Source organism: Leptotrichia wadei, from assembly GCF_007990445.1.
In the GTDB taxonomy this organism is placed as follows: Bacteria; Fusobacteriota; Fusobacteriia; order Fusobacteriales; family Leptotrichiaceae; genus Leptotrichia; species Leptotrichia wadei_A.
In genome coordinates, this window is the sequence record NZ_AP019841.1 from 1,849,075 (window position 1) to 1,866,113 (window position 17,039).

Genomic DNA, 17,039 nt, shown 5'->3' on the forward strand with positions numbered 1-17,039 from the left:
TCCTTTCTGAAAAAATCTAAGAAAATTAATCCATATAAAACTCGTCTATTTCACCATTAAAATTACACTCAGCATAAAACATTTTATCAACAAAAAACAATCTTTCGTACATAGTAATAGAAAAACTATTTTCATCATCGTCAGTTAAATCAATTGTTATTTCCATATCTTCATTATCAAGTAACTTTTTAAATGCTTCTTTTGTAAGAAAATTATTCTTCATAATTTTTTCTGTATCTTCTTTTCCAATTATTTTAAGTAATTTTTTCTCCACTTCATCAATACTCTTTGTTTCATAATAAATTTCAGCATATTCTGGCTTTACCCATTCTTCTTCATTAAACCAGTCAACAAATTCGTCAGCAAATAAATTTTTACATTTTTTATCCCAATAATCCTTATTTTCCATAATTTTGTCAACTATTTCTTCTATTTCTTCTTCACTAACTTTATTTTCATTATTACAAATCAAAATAATTTCTATTTCATGATTTTTCCACATTACTTTCCGAGCATATTCATATTCTTCATAATTGTCATCATAAAAATCTGTATCTGTAAGTTCCCAATTTTTCATTTTTACTCCTTTTTTAACTACTTATGACTTTCCTCATACTTCCTAATCTCATCTTCATGCTGTAAAGTCAATCCAATTGAATCAAGCCCTTTTAATAATCTCTGTTTCCAGCTTTCTTCCAATTCAAAAATATATTCTTTTCCATTCGCAATCAATTTGTTATTTTCCAAATCAACTGTAACCTTCACATCTCCAGGCAATTTTGATAATTCGATTCTGTCTGCTTCTGGCAAAGTTATTGGCAGATGCCCATTGTTTAACCAGTTCATGTAGAAAATTCCTGAATATCCTCCCGCTACGATTACATGAATTCCATAGTCTTGCAATGCCCAAGCAGCATGTTCTCTACTCGATCCACAACCAAAATTTTCTCCAGTAATCAAAACTGTTCCATTTTTGTATTCTGGCTTATTCAAATTAAAATCCATATTGTCAGATCCGTCTTCGTTATATCTCCACTCATCGAAAACATGTTTTCCAAATCCTGTTTTTTCAACACTTTTCAAATATTGTTTTGGAATTAATTGATCTGTATCTATGTTGTTATTCATTATTGGAACAATTGTTCCTTCATATTTTGTAAATGGTTTCATATTTTATTCTCCTTATCTTGCATTTTTATTTTAAAAGTTCAAAAAATTTTTCTATTTCACTTCATCTAATTCTCTTACATCCACAAATTTTCCATAAATTGCCGCTGCTGCTGCCATTGCTGGACTTACTAAGTGAGTTCTTGCTCCTTTTCCTTGTCTTCCTTCAAAGTTTCTGTTTGAAGTTGACGCACAGTGTTCTCCGCTTGGGATTAAGTCTGGGTTCATTCCTAAACAAGTTGAACATCCAGCTTCTCTCCACTCAAATCCTGCGTCTTTGAATATTTGTGCGATTCCGTTTTCTTCGGCTGCTTTTTTAACAAGTTGTGATCCTGGAACGACTACTGCTGTAATGTTTGGAGCAACTTTCTTCCCTTTTACAATTTTTGCTGCAATTTCTAAGTCTGCTAATCTTCCATTTGTGCAAGATCCGATAAATACATGTTTTAATGGAATGTTGTAAGGTGATCCTCCTGGTGTAAGTCCCATGTAGTTGTACGCTCTTTCGTAGTTTACATCTTTAATTTCAGGGAATCTTTCACTTATTCCAATTCCCATTTCAGGGTTTGTTCCCCAAGTTACTTGTGGTTCAAGGTTTGAAACATCAACTTTTATGTATTTGTCAAATGCATCTACAGAATCTGTGTACAATTCTTTCCATTCAGCCACTTTTTTATCAAATTCTTCGCCTTTTGGTGCAAATCTTCTTCCTTTTACATATTCAAAAGTAGTTTCATCAGGTGCGATAATTCCTGATTTCCCTCCTCCTTCAATTGCCATGTTACAAATTGTCATTCTTCCTTCCATTGACATATTTCTTATTGTATCTCCAAAAAACTCAAATGCATATCCATTTCCAAGCCCAATTCCGTAAGTTCTAATAATATGCAAAATTATATCTTTCGCATAAACACCTTTTTGCAATTCACCAGTAATTTCAATTCCCATTGTTTTTGGTTTCTTTTGCCAAATTGTCTGTGTCGCCAAAACATGTTCCACTTCACTTGTTCCAATTCCAAATGCCAAAGCTCCAAAAGCTCCATGAGTCGCAGTATGGCTATCTCCACAAACTACAGTTTTTCCAGGCTGTGTCAACCCTTGTTCAGGTCCAACCATATGCACAATTCCATTATTTTCATTAAACATATCAACCAACTCAATTCCAAATTCTTTACAGTTTGCCGACAATGCATCTAACTGTGCCTTTGAAACTTTATCTTTAATATTCATTCTGTCAGCCATAATTGTTGGCGTATTGTGATCCATTGTTCCAAATGTCAAGTCAGGTCTTCTAACCTTTCTCCCTGCAATTCTCAATCCTGAAAACGCTTGTGGCGAAGTAACTTCATGAATCAAGTGCAAATCAATATACAAAAGTTGTGCTTCTCCAGGTTCTCCCGTAATCACATGTTTTTCCCAAACTTTATCAAACAAAGTTTTTGGTTTTTTCGCTTTATTTTTAATTTCTGACATTTTTTCTCCTCCGATTTTCTCTCCAAATTTTTTATTTATATTTTTTTATTTATTAACCTATTTAAAATTGTTCCATTCGTTTCTTTTCAAATTCTTGCAATTCCTTCACTTTATCTAAAATAATATCTGCATTTTGTTCCCTTAAATAGTTCATATACAATGCTCTATCATTTTTTTCAATCACAAACGGACTTATATTTTCCTGAAAACACAAATACAGCATAATCAGCCTTCCTGTTCGTCCATTTCCATCGCTAAAAGGATGAATTCTCTCAAATTCTATATGAGAATTTAATATTTCTGACAACTTTTCATCATCAGTTTTACACAATTCCAACCTATAATTCAAGTTTTCAATCCAATTTTTTGTAAGAACTGGTGCTTGACTTGGTGTAGAAGTTTCAAAATCTGCGCCAATTATTGCATTACTGCTATTTTTAAAATTTCCCGCATTGTCATTCAACCTGTCTAAAATTTCCTTATTTATATTTTTAATCATATAAATATCTAATTTTTTCTCATTTTCAAGTTCACTTATAATATAATCAATTGCTTTCTTATGATTTAAAACTTCAAAAACTTCACGTACACTCTTGCTTCCAGGTATTGTACTATCTAAAATAATCGTAGCAGTTTCATTTAGTGTCAATGTATTTCCTTCAATCGCATTTGAGTGATATGTTATTCTTACTGATAAATCTAAAAAATATTCATAATTTATAGTTTTTATATCCATTTCCCCAACTTTCTATTTTCTGTCTATCCAATAAAATCAATAACAATCCCAATTGTAGAAAACATCTGAAAAGTCCCTATTTTTTAATTTTTCACGATTAATAAAAAAATTCATCACTCCACAATCTCCGATCATAATTTCTCCGCCACTGTCAATTTGAAATAGCAAAGTATCATATTCTTTTAATTGTTCTTCATCTCTTGGCTCGAATTGAGTAAAAAATGGGAATCCATTGCATTTTGTTCCACCATTTTCCCCATCGGAATTGCTTTCAAATAATCCTTCAACTTTTTGATACAATTTTTCTTTTTCATTTACATCGATATTTTTTTCTTTTAACACTTCTTCAAATAACTTTTCCAAAAGCGTATAATCAAAGGTCTCTTTTTCACTACTCTTCAAAGAAAAATTCATTTTACAAGGCTTATTTGCTATTTCTAAATTTCCTGAATTTTCTCTATAAGGATTGTACATTTTCTTAAACTCAACTTCCGAATGATAATCTTCAATTTTTTCATAATAAATCACATCAAAACCATCTCGATTTGTATAATCGTCAAAATCCAATCCCAGCAAATCTTCTCCCAGAATCCAAAACTGCAAAATCCCTTCCTGCGGGAAATCTTCAAGCCCCTTCAAATCCTCACAATTTATCTGTGCAAGAAACATAAATTGTTGTCCTTTTGAATTTGTTGGAATTTTTTTCCCTTTTGGAATATACGGAATCCCTTCAATTTTGCTATCCGTTATTTTTATTTCTTTTGAAGCACTGCCCGAAGCATCTGCAACCATCATTTCTTTTGCCGTTTCTTGATATTTTTTTTCTATTTTTTCAAAAATATCTTTCGCTAACTTCTTTAATTCTTTATCTTCCATATCACACCACTTCCAAATTTTAATTAATTCTCTTCAACTCAAAAATCACAATTTCAGGCTGTGCAAAAAATCGAATAAACATCTCAAGAAAAGCACCACCAACTCCAGAAGTAATATAAATTTTATGTCCGCCATACTCTTTCATTCCGTAGCCATATTTTTTCTTATCCTTCACTGCCGACACAATAATTTTTCCAAAAAAAGTAACCTGTCCAGCGTGGGTGTGTCCTGCTAAAATCATATCAGTTTTTTCCTTTTCAGTTTCCGACATTTGCTCAAAATATTCAGGATTATGAGTTAAAAATAACACAAAGTCTTCTTTTTTCGTACCTTCAAGAGCCTTTTTTGCATCAGGTTTTCCATGCCACAAGTCAGTAACTCCAGCGATGTATATTTTCTCATTATTTATCGTTACTTTTCTATTTTCATTTGTAAGCAGATTAAATCCAATTTTTTTCATATTTTCAGCAGTTTCCTTTTCACCTGGATACTCATGATTTCCATAAATCGCATATACTCCAAGTTCAGGAATTTTAATATTTTTAGCATCTTCATAAAACTTAGGAATATTTTTCTCCCAAGTCGCATAATCTCCACCTAAAAGAATCATATCCTTTTTTTGTGCATTAATCAGTTCAATTGCCTTTTTCTGCTGCTTTCTATTAAACCGTGTCATCGTATCATACTGAAAATCCGCTACAAACAGCACTCTTTTCCCATCAAATTCTTTTGGAATATCTTTTGACTTTACCTCAATTGTCCTAATTTTAATATGCCTGTACTCATAATGAGCATAAATTAAAAATATCACAATTAGTCCCGCAAAAACCAACAGAAATTTAATAATCCAATTTTTTGCCTTCATTTTTTCTCCTTTTAAATAAATTAAATGTCGATTCGATTTCTATTCACTCACAAATTCCCCAACTTTTTCAAGAAATTTCTTTCTATCATCATATTTTCCTTTTGCTCTTAAACTATAATGAATCCATTTTGTGTTTTTTATTCCGACTCCACCAAGATTCGCCTTTCTCATCGTCATTCCAAACCCCATTATATTTAATAAAAACTTTGGTGCTTCAGCCGTTGTAATCATTTTAGCCGATTTTATTGGCAAAAGTCCTTTTATTCCATATTTCCCACTTTCATAAGCAAATCCTCTCAACATAACTTTATCCAAAAATCCTTTTAATATCGCAGGTAATGACATCCACCAAATCGGAAAAATTAATATTAATTCATCTGTATTTTTCAAAATTTCCTGATATTTCAAAACTAAAGGATCAGCACTTTTTCCTTGTGAATACAACTCCAAATCTTTTTCAGTCATCACAGGATTGAATTCATCTTTATTCAAATCTATAATCGTATATTTTTCTTTTGTTTTCTCCAAATTTTCCACTACTTTATCTAAAATTGCCTTATTGAAACTTCCATTCCATGGGTGTGAAAAAATTACTGTTTTCATTTTTAAATTTCCTTCTCTCCGTAATCAATTTTCTAATTAATATTCCACTTCATTATTCTTTTTACTTTCAAACAATGTCTTCTGCCTTTCTATTTCATTTATTAATTCCTCTTCACTAGGCAGATAATTTATATATTTACTTGCAAAAAGGTTTTCGTTATCATTCAAAACCGAATATTTTATAATAGTTCTGTCTGTTTCCGTGCAAAAAAGAAGTCCTATTGTTGGATTATCATTTTCTTGTTTTTTTAAGTCATCATACATTCTTACATACATATCAAGTTGTCCAATATCCTGATGTGTTAATTTTTCTGTTTTTAACTCTACTATAACAAAACATTTCAAAATATAGTTATAAAATACCAAATCAATATAAAAATCTGAATTTTCTGTACGAATATGCTGTTGCCTTTCCACAAATGCAAAACCTTTTCCAAGTTCCATCATAAACTTTTGAATATCATCTGTTAATGCCTTTTCCAATTGACTTTCAGTATAAGACATATTTGTTGGCAAATCTAAAAACTCCAAAACTACTGGATTTTTTATAAATTCTTCAGTTTGCAAACTTTTTATTTTTTCTTTCATTTCATCTTCAACCGTTTTTTTATCAATACTTGCAACAATACGATTATAGTAAAGTGTAGATATATTTCGATCTAATGTTCTTACAGACCACATATTTTCTGCTGCTTCCGTCAAATAAAATATTCTAGCTTTCTCATCAGAAACTCGTGAACTACTCCCGCTTTTAGAAACGGGAGCTTCTTGGGAAGTATCTGCTTTTATTAGCCAAATATATTTACCAAGCTCTTCGGGTAGTTCCTACCCTGTCTTCTTTTATTTTTTAATATTTCAACATTTCTTTTCCAACATCTCTTATATTCAGTGCCGCATTGTAATCTCTATCAATTTCAATCCCACAGCACTCACATTTATAACTTCTTTCTGATAATTTCAGTTCATCTTTAACATTTCCACATCTACTACAAGTTTTCGATGACGGAAACCACTTATCTATCTTCAAAAATTGTTTCCCTAAAAACATTTGATATTCCCATCAAAATCCCCTCCCTTTTAAAATTACTTATTATAAAGTCTATTTATCCCATTAATATAAGCCTTTATACTAGCCTCAACCACATCTGTACTTTGTCCTCTACCGATAAATCTGTTTCCATCTTTTTCAATTACAACAACAACTTGTGCTTGTGCATCTGTATCCCCTGTAATTGCTTCCAATTTGTATTCTTCTAAGACAAAAGTGTCACTCACTGCTAAGTTTACTGCATTGTAAGCTGCATCAACTGGTCCATCTCCAAGAGCTTCTTTAACCAATTTTTCTCCATCCAAGTCAATTGTAACTGTAGCTTTTGGTTTTTTACCTTCTTGTCTTGAAATTTCAAAGTGAGTCAATTTGATTCTTCCTTCGATTTTTGCCGCATCTCCAGCAACTAATGCGATAATATCTTCATCTAAAACATATTTTTTCTTGTCTGCCAATTTTTTAAATTGTACAAATAATTCTTCCACTCTGTCACTTCCAACATGGTCAAATCCTAAAGATTCCAACTTTTGTATAAAAGCGTGTTTTCCTGAATGTTTTCCAAGTACCAAGCTGTCTGGATTTCTTCCTACAGATTCTGGACTCATAATTTCATAAGTTTCAGGATTTGCTAAAACTCCGTGCTGATGGATTCCTGATTCATGAGCAAATGCGTTTGCTCCAACAATTGCTTTATTTGGCTGTGTTGCAACTCCTGTCAAAAGGCTTACTAATTTACTTGTTGGGTAAATTTGTTTTGAGTCAATATTTGTGTAATATTCTTCAAATAAATCTTTTCTTGTTTTCAAAATCATTGCAATTTCCTCAAGTGAAGTATTTCCAGCTCTTTCGCCAAGTCCGTTAATTGTACATTCAATTTGAGTTGCTCCAGCTTGAATTGCCGCAACTGAATTTGCTACAGAAAGTCCCAAGTCATCGTGACAATGCACAGAAATATCCACATTTTCAATTCCTTTTACATTTTTTTTCAAATAACTTATCAATTCAAACATTTCATTTGGAGTTCTGTAACCCACAGTATCAGGCACATTTAATGTAGTAGCTCCAGCTTTTATAGCTGTTTCATATACTTCCACCAAAAATTCTTTCTCTGTTCTAGTCGCATCTTCTGAAGAAAATTCAACATCATCAACAAATGATTTTGCAAGTTCCACCATTTCTCTTGTTCTTTCTACAATTTGCTCTTTTGTCATTTTCAGCTTAAACTCTCTGTGAATAGGCGAAGTCGCAATGAATGTATGAATTCTAGGTTTTGCCGCACCTTTTAGAGCCTCCCCTGCTGCTTCAATATCTTTTTTCACAGCTCTTGACAAACTACAAACTGTTGAATTTTTTACATTTTCCGCAATCATTTTAACTGCTTCAAAATCTCCAGGCGATGCCACAGCAAACCCAGCTTCAATTATATCCACTCCCAAACTTTCCAATTGTTTTGCAATTCTTAATTTTTCTTCAGCATTAAGATTAACTCTTGGTGTTTGTTCTCCATCTCTTAGTGTTGTATCGAATATTTTAATATGCTTTTTCATTGTCTTATTCTCCTTGTAAATTAATTTTCTTGTTTCGCTTTTTTATTTTCTATACCTCAACTTATCAAATTCAAAAATTTCTTTCAAAATATTCACTCTAAAAAAAGTTTACTTTAAAAACAAAAATTTACTATTTCTTCACAGCTTCAAATCTCAATCTTACATAATCAGCTATAATTTGTCCATTTTCATTTTTTTCAAGCTCTTTTTCCACTTTTTCAGCTATTTCATCAATCAATTTTTCGTGCATTTCTTTCGGAATATTCACAAAAGCAGGTGCAGAAAAGGTTTGTAGCCATCCTTTTATCCCTGTAGGAAGTAAAGTTGGACGAGAAAAACTTGTCATTCTTTTCACTTTTAAGCCATATTTATTAAGTAATGCTGTTTCTTCTTTTTCTGTCGGAAAAAACCAGCATTTTACAGCTTTAAAATTATGTCTTTTTGCAACTTCAAACATTGCATTTTCTATTTTTTCCACATTTCCTTTGCAACCCATTTCGACCACAAATCGTCCACCTTTTTTGAGTGCTTTTGCCACACCTTCCAAAACTTTATCAGGATTTGTCATCCAGTGAAGTGCCGCATTGGAAAAAATTGCATCAAATTCGTTTTCAAAATTCATGTTCTGTGCATCGCCTTGTATCGCATCAACTCCCAATTTTCTAGTCGCTTCAACAAATTTCTGACTTCCATCTAGTCCCAAAACTTTGCACCCATATTTTGAAATTTCCTTAGTCAATACACCATCTCCACAGCCTAAATCCAAAATATATTCATCCTTTTTCGGATTCAGCCATTCAATCAGTTCCTTCCCATAATCAGAAACAAACCGTGCATTTTTCTCATACTTTTCCTTTTCCCAATGCTGACTCACACTCATTTTCTGTACCTTCTTTCTGTGCTATTACAATATTTCTCTATTTTTAACAAAATAATCAATATTTATATTCATTGATACTCAATCCTAAAATCCCAAAATTCACTTCAAAATTTCTAAAATTCTACAATTTTTCTCCACGGCTCATCGCTACAACTCCAGTTTTTGCAATTTCCAAAACTCCATAATTGTGCATAATTTCCACAAATCCACGCAATTTTTTCACATCTCCTGTGAGTTCAATAACTAATGAAGTTGGTGATACATCTAAAACTTTTCCTCTGTAAATATCCGCAACTTGAACAATTTGTGCTCTAGTTTCTGGATCAGATTTTACTTTTATTAACATCAATTCTCTTCTAATAACATTTTCAACTGGGAAAACCTTTACTTTTACAACATCCACAATTTTATAAACTTGTTTTTGAATTTGATTTAATGTTTTGTCGTCTCCTTCTACCGTCATTGTCAATCTCGCATAACCAGGTTTATTTGTAACTCCTGCTGTCATTTTTAAAACAGAATATCCTCTTCTATTGAATAAAGACATTATTCTCGACACAATTCCATCAGTATTTTTTGCAATTATTAAAATTTCATGCTCTCTATTCATTTTCTAACACACCTTTCTTTCCAATCATTTGACTTACAGTTTTTCCTGCTGGAATCATCGGGAATACATTTTCTTCTTTTTCAACAACACACTCGATTAACACACCTTCATCAGACAATATTAAATCTTTTAATTTTGTTCTCAAATCTTCTTTGTTTGTAAGTTTTGCATTTTTAATTCCATACGCTTCTGCAATTTTTATAAAGTCTGGATTTATTTCCAAATTAACGAATGAGTATCTTCTGTCTTTAAACAATTCTTGCCATTGTCTAACCATTCCTAAGTAAGAATTGTTCAAGATAACAACTTTTATTGGCAAATTATATTGTTTAATCATCATTAATTCTTGCAATGTCATTTGGAAACCACCATCTCCAACGATTAAAACAACTTTTTTATCAGGTGCTCCAATTTGTGCTCCAATTGCCGCAGGAAGTCCAAATCCCATTGTTCCAGCTCCTCCTGAAGTTACAATTGAATCAGGATTTTTGTAAGTGAAATATTGAGCAGCCCACATTTGGTGTTGACCAACATCAGTTACAACAATTGTATCCCCTTGCAAAATATCGTCAATCGCTTTTAGAACTTCTTGTGGAAGCAATTTATCTTCCCCAACTTCTCTATGTCCTAATGGATATTCTTTTTTCCATTCAACAACTTTTTTAACCCATTCTTCGTGAGTTTGTGGCTCAATTTCAGCATTAATATCAGTCAATACATGTTTTAAATCCCCAACAATTGGCACATCAGCCCTTTTATTCTTATCAATTTCAGCTGGATCAATGTCAATGTGAATAACTTTTGCATTTTCAACAAATTTATTAGGATTCCCAGCAATTCTGTCATCAAATCTAATTCCAGCCGCAATTACTAAATCTGCTTCATCTGTCGCATAATTCGCTGGTACAGTTCCGTGCATTCCTAACATTCCAAGAGATAATTCGTGCGATTCAGGAAATGCTCCCAATCCAAGTAATGTCGTAGCCACAGGTGTTTGTGTCTTTTCAGCATATTCAAACAATTCTTTCGATGCTTTCGATTTCAAAACTCCCGCTCCTGCAATTATCAACGGTTTTTTCGCTTCTTTTATCAATTTAATTGCTCTTTTAATTTGACCTTGATGTCCTTCATAAGTTGGCGAATATCCTTCCAATTCAATTTTTTCATCAAATAATCTCTCAAATTCTTCATATGGAATTTGATGAACTTGAATATCGTTTGGAATATCAATAAGAACTGGTCCTGGTCTACCTGTTGTCGCAATGTAGTAAGCCTCTTTTACAACTCTAGGTATTTCTTTTATATTTTGAATCAAATAATTACATTTTGTAATTGGCATTGTAATTCCAACTGTATCAGTTTCTTGGAAAGCATCTCTTCCCAATAAATTTGATCTAACTTGTCCAGTTATCGCAATCATTGGTACAGAATCCATATGTGCTGTCATTATTCCTGTAACCATATTTGTCGCACCAGGCCCTGAAGTCGCAAGACAAACTCCCACTTTCCCAGAAACTCTCGCATAACCATCTGCCGCATGTGACAATCCTTGCTCATGTCTTGCAAAATAGTAATTTATTTTGTCATAACTATAAATTTCATCAAATATTGGAATTACCGCTCCTCCCGGATATCCAAAAATATCTGTTATTCCTAATCTGTGTAGCGATTCTAGTAAAATTCTACCACCGTTTATCATCTTAGTTTCACTCATTGTTTCAACCACCTTTTCTTAATTTTTTATTTTTAATCATCAATCATTGCTTGTGCATTCAATCTTCTAATTATATATCCTTTTTTCTCAAATTCTTGAGTTATTTTATTAATATGTTCTTCTCCATTTGTTTCAACTGTAACTTGCAATTCAACTTCATGGAATCTGTCTAAATTCTTAAACTGATTATGTTCAAGTCTAATTACATTCGCATTTTGTTCTGAAAGAATTTGTGACACAGCCACCAATTGTCCTGGTTTGTCAGGCAAATCAACCGCAAATGTAAAAATTCTTCCTCTAGCTACCAATCCTTTATTAATCATAGATGAAATAGTTAATACATCTATATTACCACCACTTATTATTGAAATTATCTTTTTCCCTGTAACATTTAATTTTTTCAATCCTGCCACAGCCAAAATTCCCGAATTTTCCGCAACAATTTTGTGTTTTTCAACCAAGACCAAAAATGCCGCCATTAACTCATAATCAGATACAGTAACTATGTCATCTACATATTTTTCAATATAGTCAAATGTAATGTCACCAATTTTTTTAACAGCTGTTCCATCTGCAATTGTATTTGCTTCATCAAGTTCAACCACATGATGACTTTTTCTAGCCTCCAATGCACTCGCTGCACCTTCTGGCTCAACACCAATTATTTTTATCAATGGATTCTTTAATTTCGCAGCCGAAGCAATTCCTGAAATAAGTCCTCCACCACCAATTGGCACCAAAATAATATCCGCATCAGGCAATTCCTCCAAAACTTCCAAAGCAATAGTCCCTTGCCCTTCAATTACATCTTCATCATTAAACGGATGCACAAAAGTGTACCCTTCTTTTTCCTGCAATTTTTTTGCATACTCATAAGCCTCATCATAAACTTCCCCAGTTAAAATAACTTCTGCACCGTATCTTCTAGTCGCTTCAACCTTAATAAGTGGCGTATGTTTAGGCATAACAATTACAGCCTTAATTCCCAATTTTTGAGCAGCTAGTGCCACACCTTGTGCATGATTTCCAGCCGATGCTGCAATTACTCCTCTTTTTTTCTCTTCTTCTGTCAATTTCGCAATTTTATTATAAGCACCTCTTATTTTAAATGCACCTGTTCTTTGTAAGTTTTCAGGTTTAATATAGACATCGTTTCCTGATTCATCAGAAAAAATATTGCTGTGAATCAATTTCGTCTTTTCAATAACTGTCCCCAATCGTTCTCTAGCTTCCATAAAATCATATAATTTATGCAATTTTTTCACCTTCTCCAATTTTTTTATTTCCCTAATTTTCTTTCAGTTTTTTACAAGGAGCTACCTCATAAATCAAATAAAAATAATTTATGATTTATTAGGCACTCCCTGTCTCACTTTAAATATTTTTTATTTTCCCATTCAAGAAATCTATTATCAATTCTGTAACTTCAGGCTGAAACCAATATTCATCTGAATGTCCCGCTCCTGGAACTATGTATCTTTTTGAGTCCACACCATTTTCAATCAACGCCTTATGAAGTATTTCTGTCTGATTCGGAAGAACCAATGTATCTGCATCTCCATGCATTAATAGAAATGGAGGCGTTTTTTGTGAAATATAAGATATAGGATTTGTAGATTCAATATTATTTCTTACATCATTTAGCCAGAACTTTACTGACATAAGTATCGCCCTATAGCCTTCTTCTGCATCTTCTGGAATATCAAAATCAACTTCTCCAAAATCCGTTACACCATAAATATCTATAACTGCTTGCACATCACTATTTTCAGATAAATTCGCTCCCCTGTCAAAATTCGTAGTTCCACTTGTGACTCCTGCCATTGCTACTAAATAACCTCCAGCAGATTCACCCATCAATGCTATTTTCCCCTTATCAATTCCATACTCATCAGCATTAGCCTTTAAAAATCTTATTGCTGCCTTCACATCTTCCAGACTTTGCGGAAAAACTCCATCAGGAATAGTCCTATATTCCATACTTGCAACTACATAACCTGCTTTAGCTATTTCCAATCTTTGTTGCAAATAATTTTCCTTATAGCTGTGTGCAAAAGATCCTCCCGGTACAAATAATACCGCTGGATATTTCCCTTCTTTATTAGGCTTTAAAATATCCATCTCCAATTTTATATTTTTTCTAAAGTAGCTAACTGGCTGAGAATAAGTAACATTTACTATTGATTTTATTTTTTCCTGTGTCAATTTAACATTTAGAATTTTACTTTTATTATCATTTACCATTTCATTTTTCTCCTCTGAAATTTTCCTATAATTACAATTTAAAGTTAGCAATATCAAATTCCATCTAATGTTTATTTGCTAAAAATCAGTCATGTGCCCTTTACTAAAATTAATTCTAATATTATTTTTTATTAATCTAAAATCTCTATGGCTCCTCTATCTGCTGAAGACACATGCATCGCATATTTTTTCAAATATCCTTTTACTTCAAGTTTAAACGGTTCCAATTTAGCTTTTCTAGCTTCAATCTCTTCATCTGAAACTTTAATATTAATTGTTCTGTTTGGAATATCAATTTCAACAATATCCCCGTCTTGAACTATTGCAATATTTCCTCCTGAAGCAGCTTCTGGAGAAACATGCCCAATTGAAGCACCTCTTGTAGCTCCTGAGAATCTTCCATCAGTAATCAGTGCAACATCCTTATCCAGTCCCATTCCTGCAATCATCGCTGTTGGTGATAGCATTTCTCTCATTCCCGGTCCACCTTTCGGCCCTTCATATCTAATAACCACAACATCTCCTGCTACAATTTTTCCACCTGTAATCGCCTCAACAGCTTCTTCTTCACTATTAAATACTTTCGCAGGTCCTGTATGTTGCAACATTTCTGGATCTACCGCACCTTCTTTAACAACACATCCATTTGGTGCCAAGTTACCTTTCAATACAGCAATTCCTCCAGTTTTGTAAGCTGGTTTATCCCAAGGTTTGATTACATCGTCATCATTAATGAATGCATCTTTTGCCAATTCTCCTTGTGTTTGCAATGCTACAGTTTTCGCATCTCCATGCAATCTTTCATTTTCAAGCAATCTCTTCATAACTCCAGTAACTCCACCCGCTCTATACAAGTCTTCAATGAAGTATTCTCCTGATGGTGACAATTTACAAATTTGACGAGTTTTTTGCGCAATTTCATTAAAGTCACTTAAAGTCAAGTCAATTCCAGCTTCATGAGCAATCGCAGGTAAATGTAACGCTGTATTAGAAGATCCTCCAAGTGCCATATCTACTGCAACCGCATTTTCAAATGCTTCTCTTGTTAAAATATCACTTGGTCTTAAATCTGCTTTTAAAACTTCCATAATTTGCATTCCCGCTTTTTTAGCAAGTCTTGCTCTTTCTGAAAATACAGCTGGAACAGTTCCATTTCCTGGAAGTCCCATTCCAAGTGCTTCTGTTAAGCAGTTCATAGTATTTGCAGTATACATTCCTGCACATGATCCACAAGTCGGACAAGCCATTTCTTCTACAGAATTTAATTCTTTTCTAGTAATTTGCCCAGTGTTATAAGCTCCAACCGCTTCAAATACATTACTTAATCCAATTTTTTTACCTTTATAAACTCCTGCAAGCATTGCTCCTCCACTTACAAATATTGAAGGTATATTCAATCTTGCCGCAGCAATCAACATTCCAGGCACTACTTTATCACAGCTTGGCATAAACACAATCGCATCAAATGGAGTAGCCATAGCAACTGCTTCGATCGAATCTGCAATTATATTTCTCGTAACCAACGAATATTTCATCCCAATATGATTCATCGCAAGTCCATCACAAATTCCAATTGTATTAAATTCCATTGGAACTCCTCCAGCCATTCTAATTCCATCTTTTACCGATTGAACCAAGTTTTTCAAATGAACATGCCCTGGTATTATTTCATTAAATGAGTTCGCAATCCCAATTATTGGTTTTTCCATTTCATCTCCTATGAAACCTAACCCTTTTAACAATGATCTATGTGGTGCTCTTGCTGCACCTTCTGTCAAGTTATTACTTCTTTTTTTCCCATCCATTGATTTTCACTCTCCTAAATTTTTTATATAAATAAACATCAGCCAACTTTAAAAATTAAAAAATAATTACTTAAAGTTATTTGAATATATTTTATCACATATCTCACAAAATTTTTACCTATTTTTTTTTATAAAAAATAAAAGACGATTTAAATATAAATCGCCTCAAAGTTATAAAAACAAAAATAGTTTTTTTATTATTATGATTCTATCAATTATCTTTCAGTAAAACTAGCCATTACTCTTCCATCATTTACCAATCCAATAAAATCACTGCTAGAAACTTTCAAGGCAACATATTTTCCACTTTGCACGACTTTAATTTCTAAAATTTCAATAATCAGTAATAATGATAAGACTAAAATTAATAATGACATAATTTCCTCCAGTGTTTCAATTTTTTACTTTATTTTTATGAAATTATTATAGCAAAAATCATTAATTTTGTAAAATATATATTATATATATAATCTATCTATTTTATTAATCTTTGAAAAATTAACTGTTATTAACAATTTCGAGATGTCTATAATTTTGTGTAAACTAATAGAAAATCTAGCAAATTAAATATTTATATGTTCTATTTACACAAAAATTTTTATACACTCACAATTTCATTTAAAAATAAGGTTATGCTTCAATATTTATTAGCATAAAATTGCAAATCTCCTGCAAAAAAATATAATGAATCTTCTATTGAAAAAAATTTAGTTAATTATAAAATTTATCTTTTTGCTCGAATAATGTCAAGTGTTTCATTGAATTCCTTTTTCAAATCCTCATCATCTGAATTTTTAGCCAAATTCATCCCTTTTTTTGCTAATTTTTCTGCATTATCATAATCTCCCAAACCAATATACAAAATTGCCAAATTATCATAAGCCCACAAATTGCCCTTTTGTATTGATGCAAGATACCATTTTATTGCTTCCTTTTGATTTCCTTCATTTTCAGCAATTAATCCTAATCTATTTTCTGAAGATCCATCCTTTTCAAATTTCGTAACTTTCAAAAACCATTCCTTCGCATTTTTGTAATCTTCCAATTCTTCATAAGATGCTCCAATCCAAAAATAATTATCAGTATTATCTGCTATTTTCTGATACTCATTATAATATTTTATAGCTTTCTCATAATCTTCCTTTTCATAATAAACATAAGCCAAATTTGAAATTGCATTATAGTTTCCTCTTTCCATAGCCTTTAAATAATATTTTTCAGCTTCTGAATAATTATCCAAATTATCATATAAAACTCCCAGTTTATTCAAATAATCCGCATTATTCGGAAACTCATTCACATATTTAGTAACTAAAGGCAATAATTTTTTCTGATCATCCCTATCATAAGCCTCGCTTATCTGTTTTTCCAAATTTTCTCTTTCCTGTCTTGTCATTGCTGAAAAACTTTGAATCCCAAATCCTAAGTTTGCAACTAATACTAATAAAATTAAATATTTTCTCATATCAAA

The 17,039-nt window shown here is 32.1% G+C and carries 17 protein-coding genes and 1 pseudogene; all 18 read right to left on the reverse strand.

What is annotated here, in order from left to right; genetic code table 11:
- Nucleotides 1-25 precede the first annotated feature (25 nt).
- Nucleotides 26-577, reverse strand: coding sequence for a DUF2262 domain-containing protein (locus FVE74_RS08725; RefSeq protein ID WP_147004180.1), 552 nt, complete (start codon nt 575-577; stop codon nt 26-28).
- Between the two features lie 17 nt (nt 578-594).
- Nucleotides 595-1,170: a 3-isopropylmalate dehydratase small subunit gene (leuD, locus tag FVE74_RS08730; RefSeq protein ID WP_147004181.1), complete on the reverse strand. Its 576-nt coding sequence runs from the start codon at nt 1,168-1,170 to the stop codon at nt 595-597.
- A 51-nt stretch (nt 1,171-1,221) separates the two neighbouring features.
- A complete protein-coding gene (leuC, locus tag FVE74_RS08735) occupies nt 1,222-2,640 on the reverse strand; it encodes a 3-isopropylmalate dehydratase large subunit (RefSeq protein WP_147004182.1) in 1,419 nt (472 codons plus the stop codon).
- A gap of 61 nt (nt 2,641-2,701) precedes the next feature.
- Nucleotides 2,702-3,376 (reverse strand): Fic family protein, encoded by a 675-nt coding sequence (locus FVE74_RS08740; RefSeq protein WP_147004183.1) that lies wholly within the window; start codon nt 3,374-3,376, stop codon nt 2,702-2,704.
- Nucleotides 3,377-3,412: 36 nt separating this feature from the next.
- Entirely contained in the window at nt 3,413-4,252 is an 840-nt protein-coding gene (locus tag FVE74_RS08745) for a YwqG family protein (protein ID WP_147004184.1), read from the reverse strand.
- Nucleotides 4,253-4,271: 19 nt separating this feature from the next.
- Nucleotides 4,272-5,117, reverse strand: a complete 846-nt coding sequence (locus tag FVE74_RS08750; RefSeq protein ID WP_147004185.1) for a metallophosphoesterase — start codon at nt 5,115-5,117, stop codon at nt 4,272-4,274.
- Nucleotides 5,118-5,156: 39 nt separating this feature from the next.
- The gene (locus FVE74_RS08755) at nt 5,157-5,720 is read right to left on the reverse strand and encodes an NAD(P)H-dependent oxidoreductase (RefSeq protein WP_147004186.1); all 564 of its coding nucleotides are present in this window, start codon (nt 5,718-5,720) and stop codon (nt 5,157-5,159) included.
- A gap of 36 nt (nt 5,721-5,756) precedes the next feature.
- Nucleotides 5,757-6,422 carry a PDDEXK nuclease domain-containing protein gene (locus FVE74_RS08760; protein ID WP_232053930.1) on the reverse strand — a complete coding sequence of 222 codons (666 nt, stop codon included), beginning with the start codon at nt 6,420-6,422 and terminating at the stop codon, nt 5,757-5,759.
- 145 nt (nt 6,423-6,567) lie between these two features.
- Nucleotides 6,568-6,777, reverse strand: a pseudogene (locus FVE74_RS08765) (zinc ribbon domain-containing protein); the annotation flags it as partial.
- A 26-nt stretch (nt 6,778-6,803) separates the two neighbouring features.
- Nucleotides 6,804-8,336 carry a 2-isopropylmalate synthase gene (locus FVE74_RS08770; RefSeq protein WP_269473168.1) on the reverse strand — a complete coding sequence of 511 codons (1,533 nt, stop codon included), beginning with the start codon at nt 8,334-8,336 and terminating at the stop codon, nt 6,804-6,806.
- 109 nt (nt 8,337-8,445) lie between these two features.
- Nucleotides 8,446-9,195 carry a class I SAM-dependent methyltransferase gene (locus tag FVE74_RS08775; RefSeq protein WP_147004188.1) on the reverse strand — a complete coding sequence of 250 codons (750 nt, stop codon included), beginning with the start codon at nt 9,193-9,195 and terminating at the stop codon, nt 8,446-8,448.
- A 121-nt stretch (nt 9,196-9,316) separates the two neighbouring features.
- Nucleotides 9,317-9,805 carry an acetolactate synthase small subunit gene (gene ilvN, locus FVE74_RS08780; protein ID WP_147004189.1) on the reverse strand — a complete coding sequence of 163 codons (489 nt, stop codon included), beginning with the start codon at nt 9,803-9,805 and terminating at the stop codon, nt 9,317-9,319.
- Nucleotides 9,798-11,519, reverse strand: coding sequence for a biosynthetic-type acetolactate synthase large subunit (gene ilvB, locus FVE74_RS08785; protein ID WP_147004190.1), 1,722 nt, complete (start codon nt 11,517-11,519; stop codon nt 9,798-9,800). Before ilvB ends, ilvN begins: the two co-directional genes overlap by 8 nt.
- 32 nt (nt 11,520-11,551) lie before the next feature.
- Entirely contained in the window at nt 11,552-12,775 is a 1,224-nt protein-coding gene (gene ilvA / locus FVE74_RS08790; RefSeq protein ID WP_147004590.1) for a threonine ammonia-lyase, read from the reverse strand.
- Between the two features lie 118 nt (nt 12,776-12,893).
- Complete coding sequence (locus FVE74_RS08795; protein WP_147004191.1) at nt 12,894-13,763, reverse strand: alpha/beta hydrolase; 870 nt, start codon at nt 13,761-13,763, stop codon at nt 12,894-12,896.
- 131 nt (nt 13,764-13,894) lie between these two features.
- Entirely contained in the window at nt 13,895-15,568 is a 1,674-nt protein-coding gene (gene ilvD / locus FVE74_RS08800; RefSeq protein WP_147004192.1) for a dihydroxy-acid dehydratase, read from the reverse strand.
- 215 nt (nt 15,569-15,783) lie between these two features.
- Nucleotides 15,784-15,945, reverse strand: a complete 162-nt coding sequence (locus tag FVE74_RS08805; protein WP_147004193.1) for a LemA family protein — start codon at nt 15,943-15,945, stop codon at nt 15,784-15,786.
- A gap of 347 nt (nt 15,946-16,292) precedes the next feature.
- Nucleotides 16,293-17,033 carry a tetratricopeptide repeat protein gene (locus tag FVE74_RS08810; protein WP_147004194.1) on the reverse strand — a complete coding sequence of 247 codons (741 nt, stop codon included), beginning with the start codon at nt 17,031-17,033 and terminating at the stop codon, nt 16,293-16,295.
- Between the last annotated feature and the right edge of the window lie 6 nt (nt 17,034-17,039).

Excerpts from the sequence above, each read along its gene's own strand:
- FVE74_RS08725 (WP_147004180.1), bottom strand. The coding sequence starts at position 577 with ATGAAAAATTGGGAACTTACAGATACAGATTTTTATGATGACAATTAT.
- leuD (WP_147004181.1), bottom strand. The coding sequence starts at position 1,170 with ATGAAACCATTTACAAAATATGAAGGAACAATTGTTCCAATAATGAAT.
- leuC (WP_147004182.1), bottom strand. The coding sequence starts at position 2,640 with ATGTCAGAAATTAAAAATAAAGCGAAAAAACCAAAAACTTTGTTTGAT.
- FVE74_RS08740 (WP_147004183.1), bottom strand. The coding sequence starts at position 3,376 with ATGGATATAAAAACTATAAATTATGAATATTTTTTAGATTTATCAGTA.
- FVE74_RS08745 (WP_147004184.1), bottom strand. The coding sequence starts at position 4,252 with ATGGAAGATAAAGAATTAAAGAAGTTAGCGAAAGATATTTTTGAAAAA.
- FVE74_RS08750 (WP_147004185.1), bottom strand. The coding sequence starts at position 5,117 with ATGAAGGCAAAAAATTGGATTATTAAATTTCTGTTGGTTTTTGCGGGA.
- FVE74_RS08755 (WP_147004186.1), bottom strand. The coding sequence starts at position 5,720 with ATGAAAACAGTAATTTTTTCACACCCATGGAATGGAAGTTTCAATAAG.
- FVE74_RS08775 (WP_147004188.1), bottom strand. The coding sequence starts at position 9,195 with ATGAGTGTGAGTCAGCATTGGGAAAAGGAAAAGTATGAGAAAAATGCA.
- ilvN (WP_147004189.1), bottom strand. The coding sequence starts at position 9,805 with ATGAATAGAGAGCATGAAATTTTAATAATTGCAAAAAATACTGATGGA.
- ilvB (WP_147004190.1), bottom strand. The coding sequence starts at position 11,519 with ATGAGTGAAACTAAGATGATAAACGGTGGTAGAATTTTACTAGAATCG.
- FVE74_RS08795 (WP_147004191.1), bottom strand. The coding sequence starts at position 13,763 with ATGGTAAATGATAATAAAAGTAAAATTCTAAATGTTAAATTGACACAG.
- ilvD (WP_147004192.1), bottom strand. The coding sequence starts at position 15,568 with ATGGATGGGAAAAAAAGAAGTAATAACTTGACAGAAGGTGCAGCAAGA.
- FVE74_RS08805 (WP_147004193.1), bottom strand. The coding sequence starts at position 15,945 with ATGTCATTATTAATTTTAGTCTTATCATTATTACTGATTATTGAAATT.
- FVE74_RS08810 (WP_147004194.1), bottom strand. The coding sequence starts at position 17,033 with ATGAGAAAATATTTAATTTTATTAGTATTAGTTGCAAACTTAGGATTT.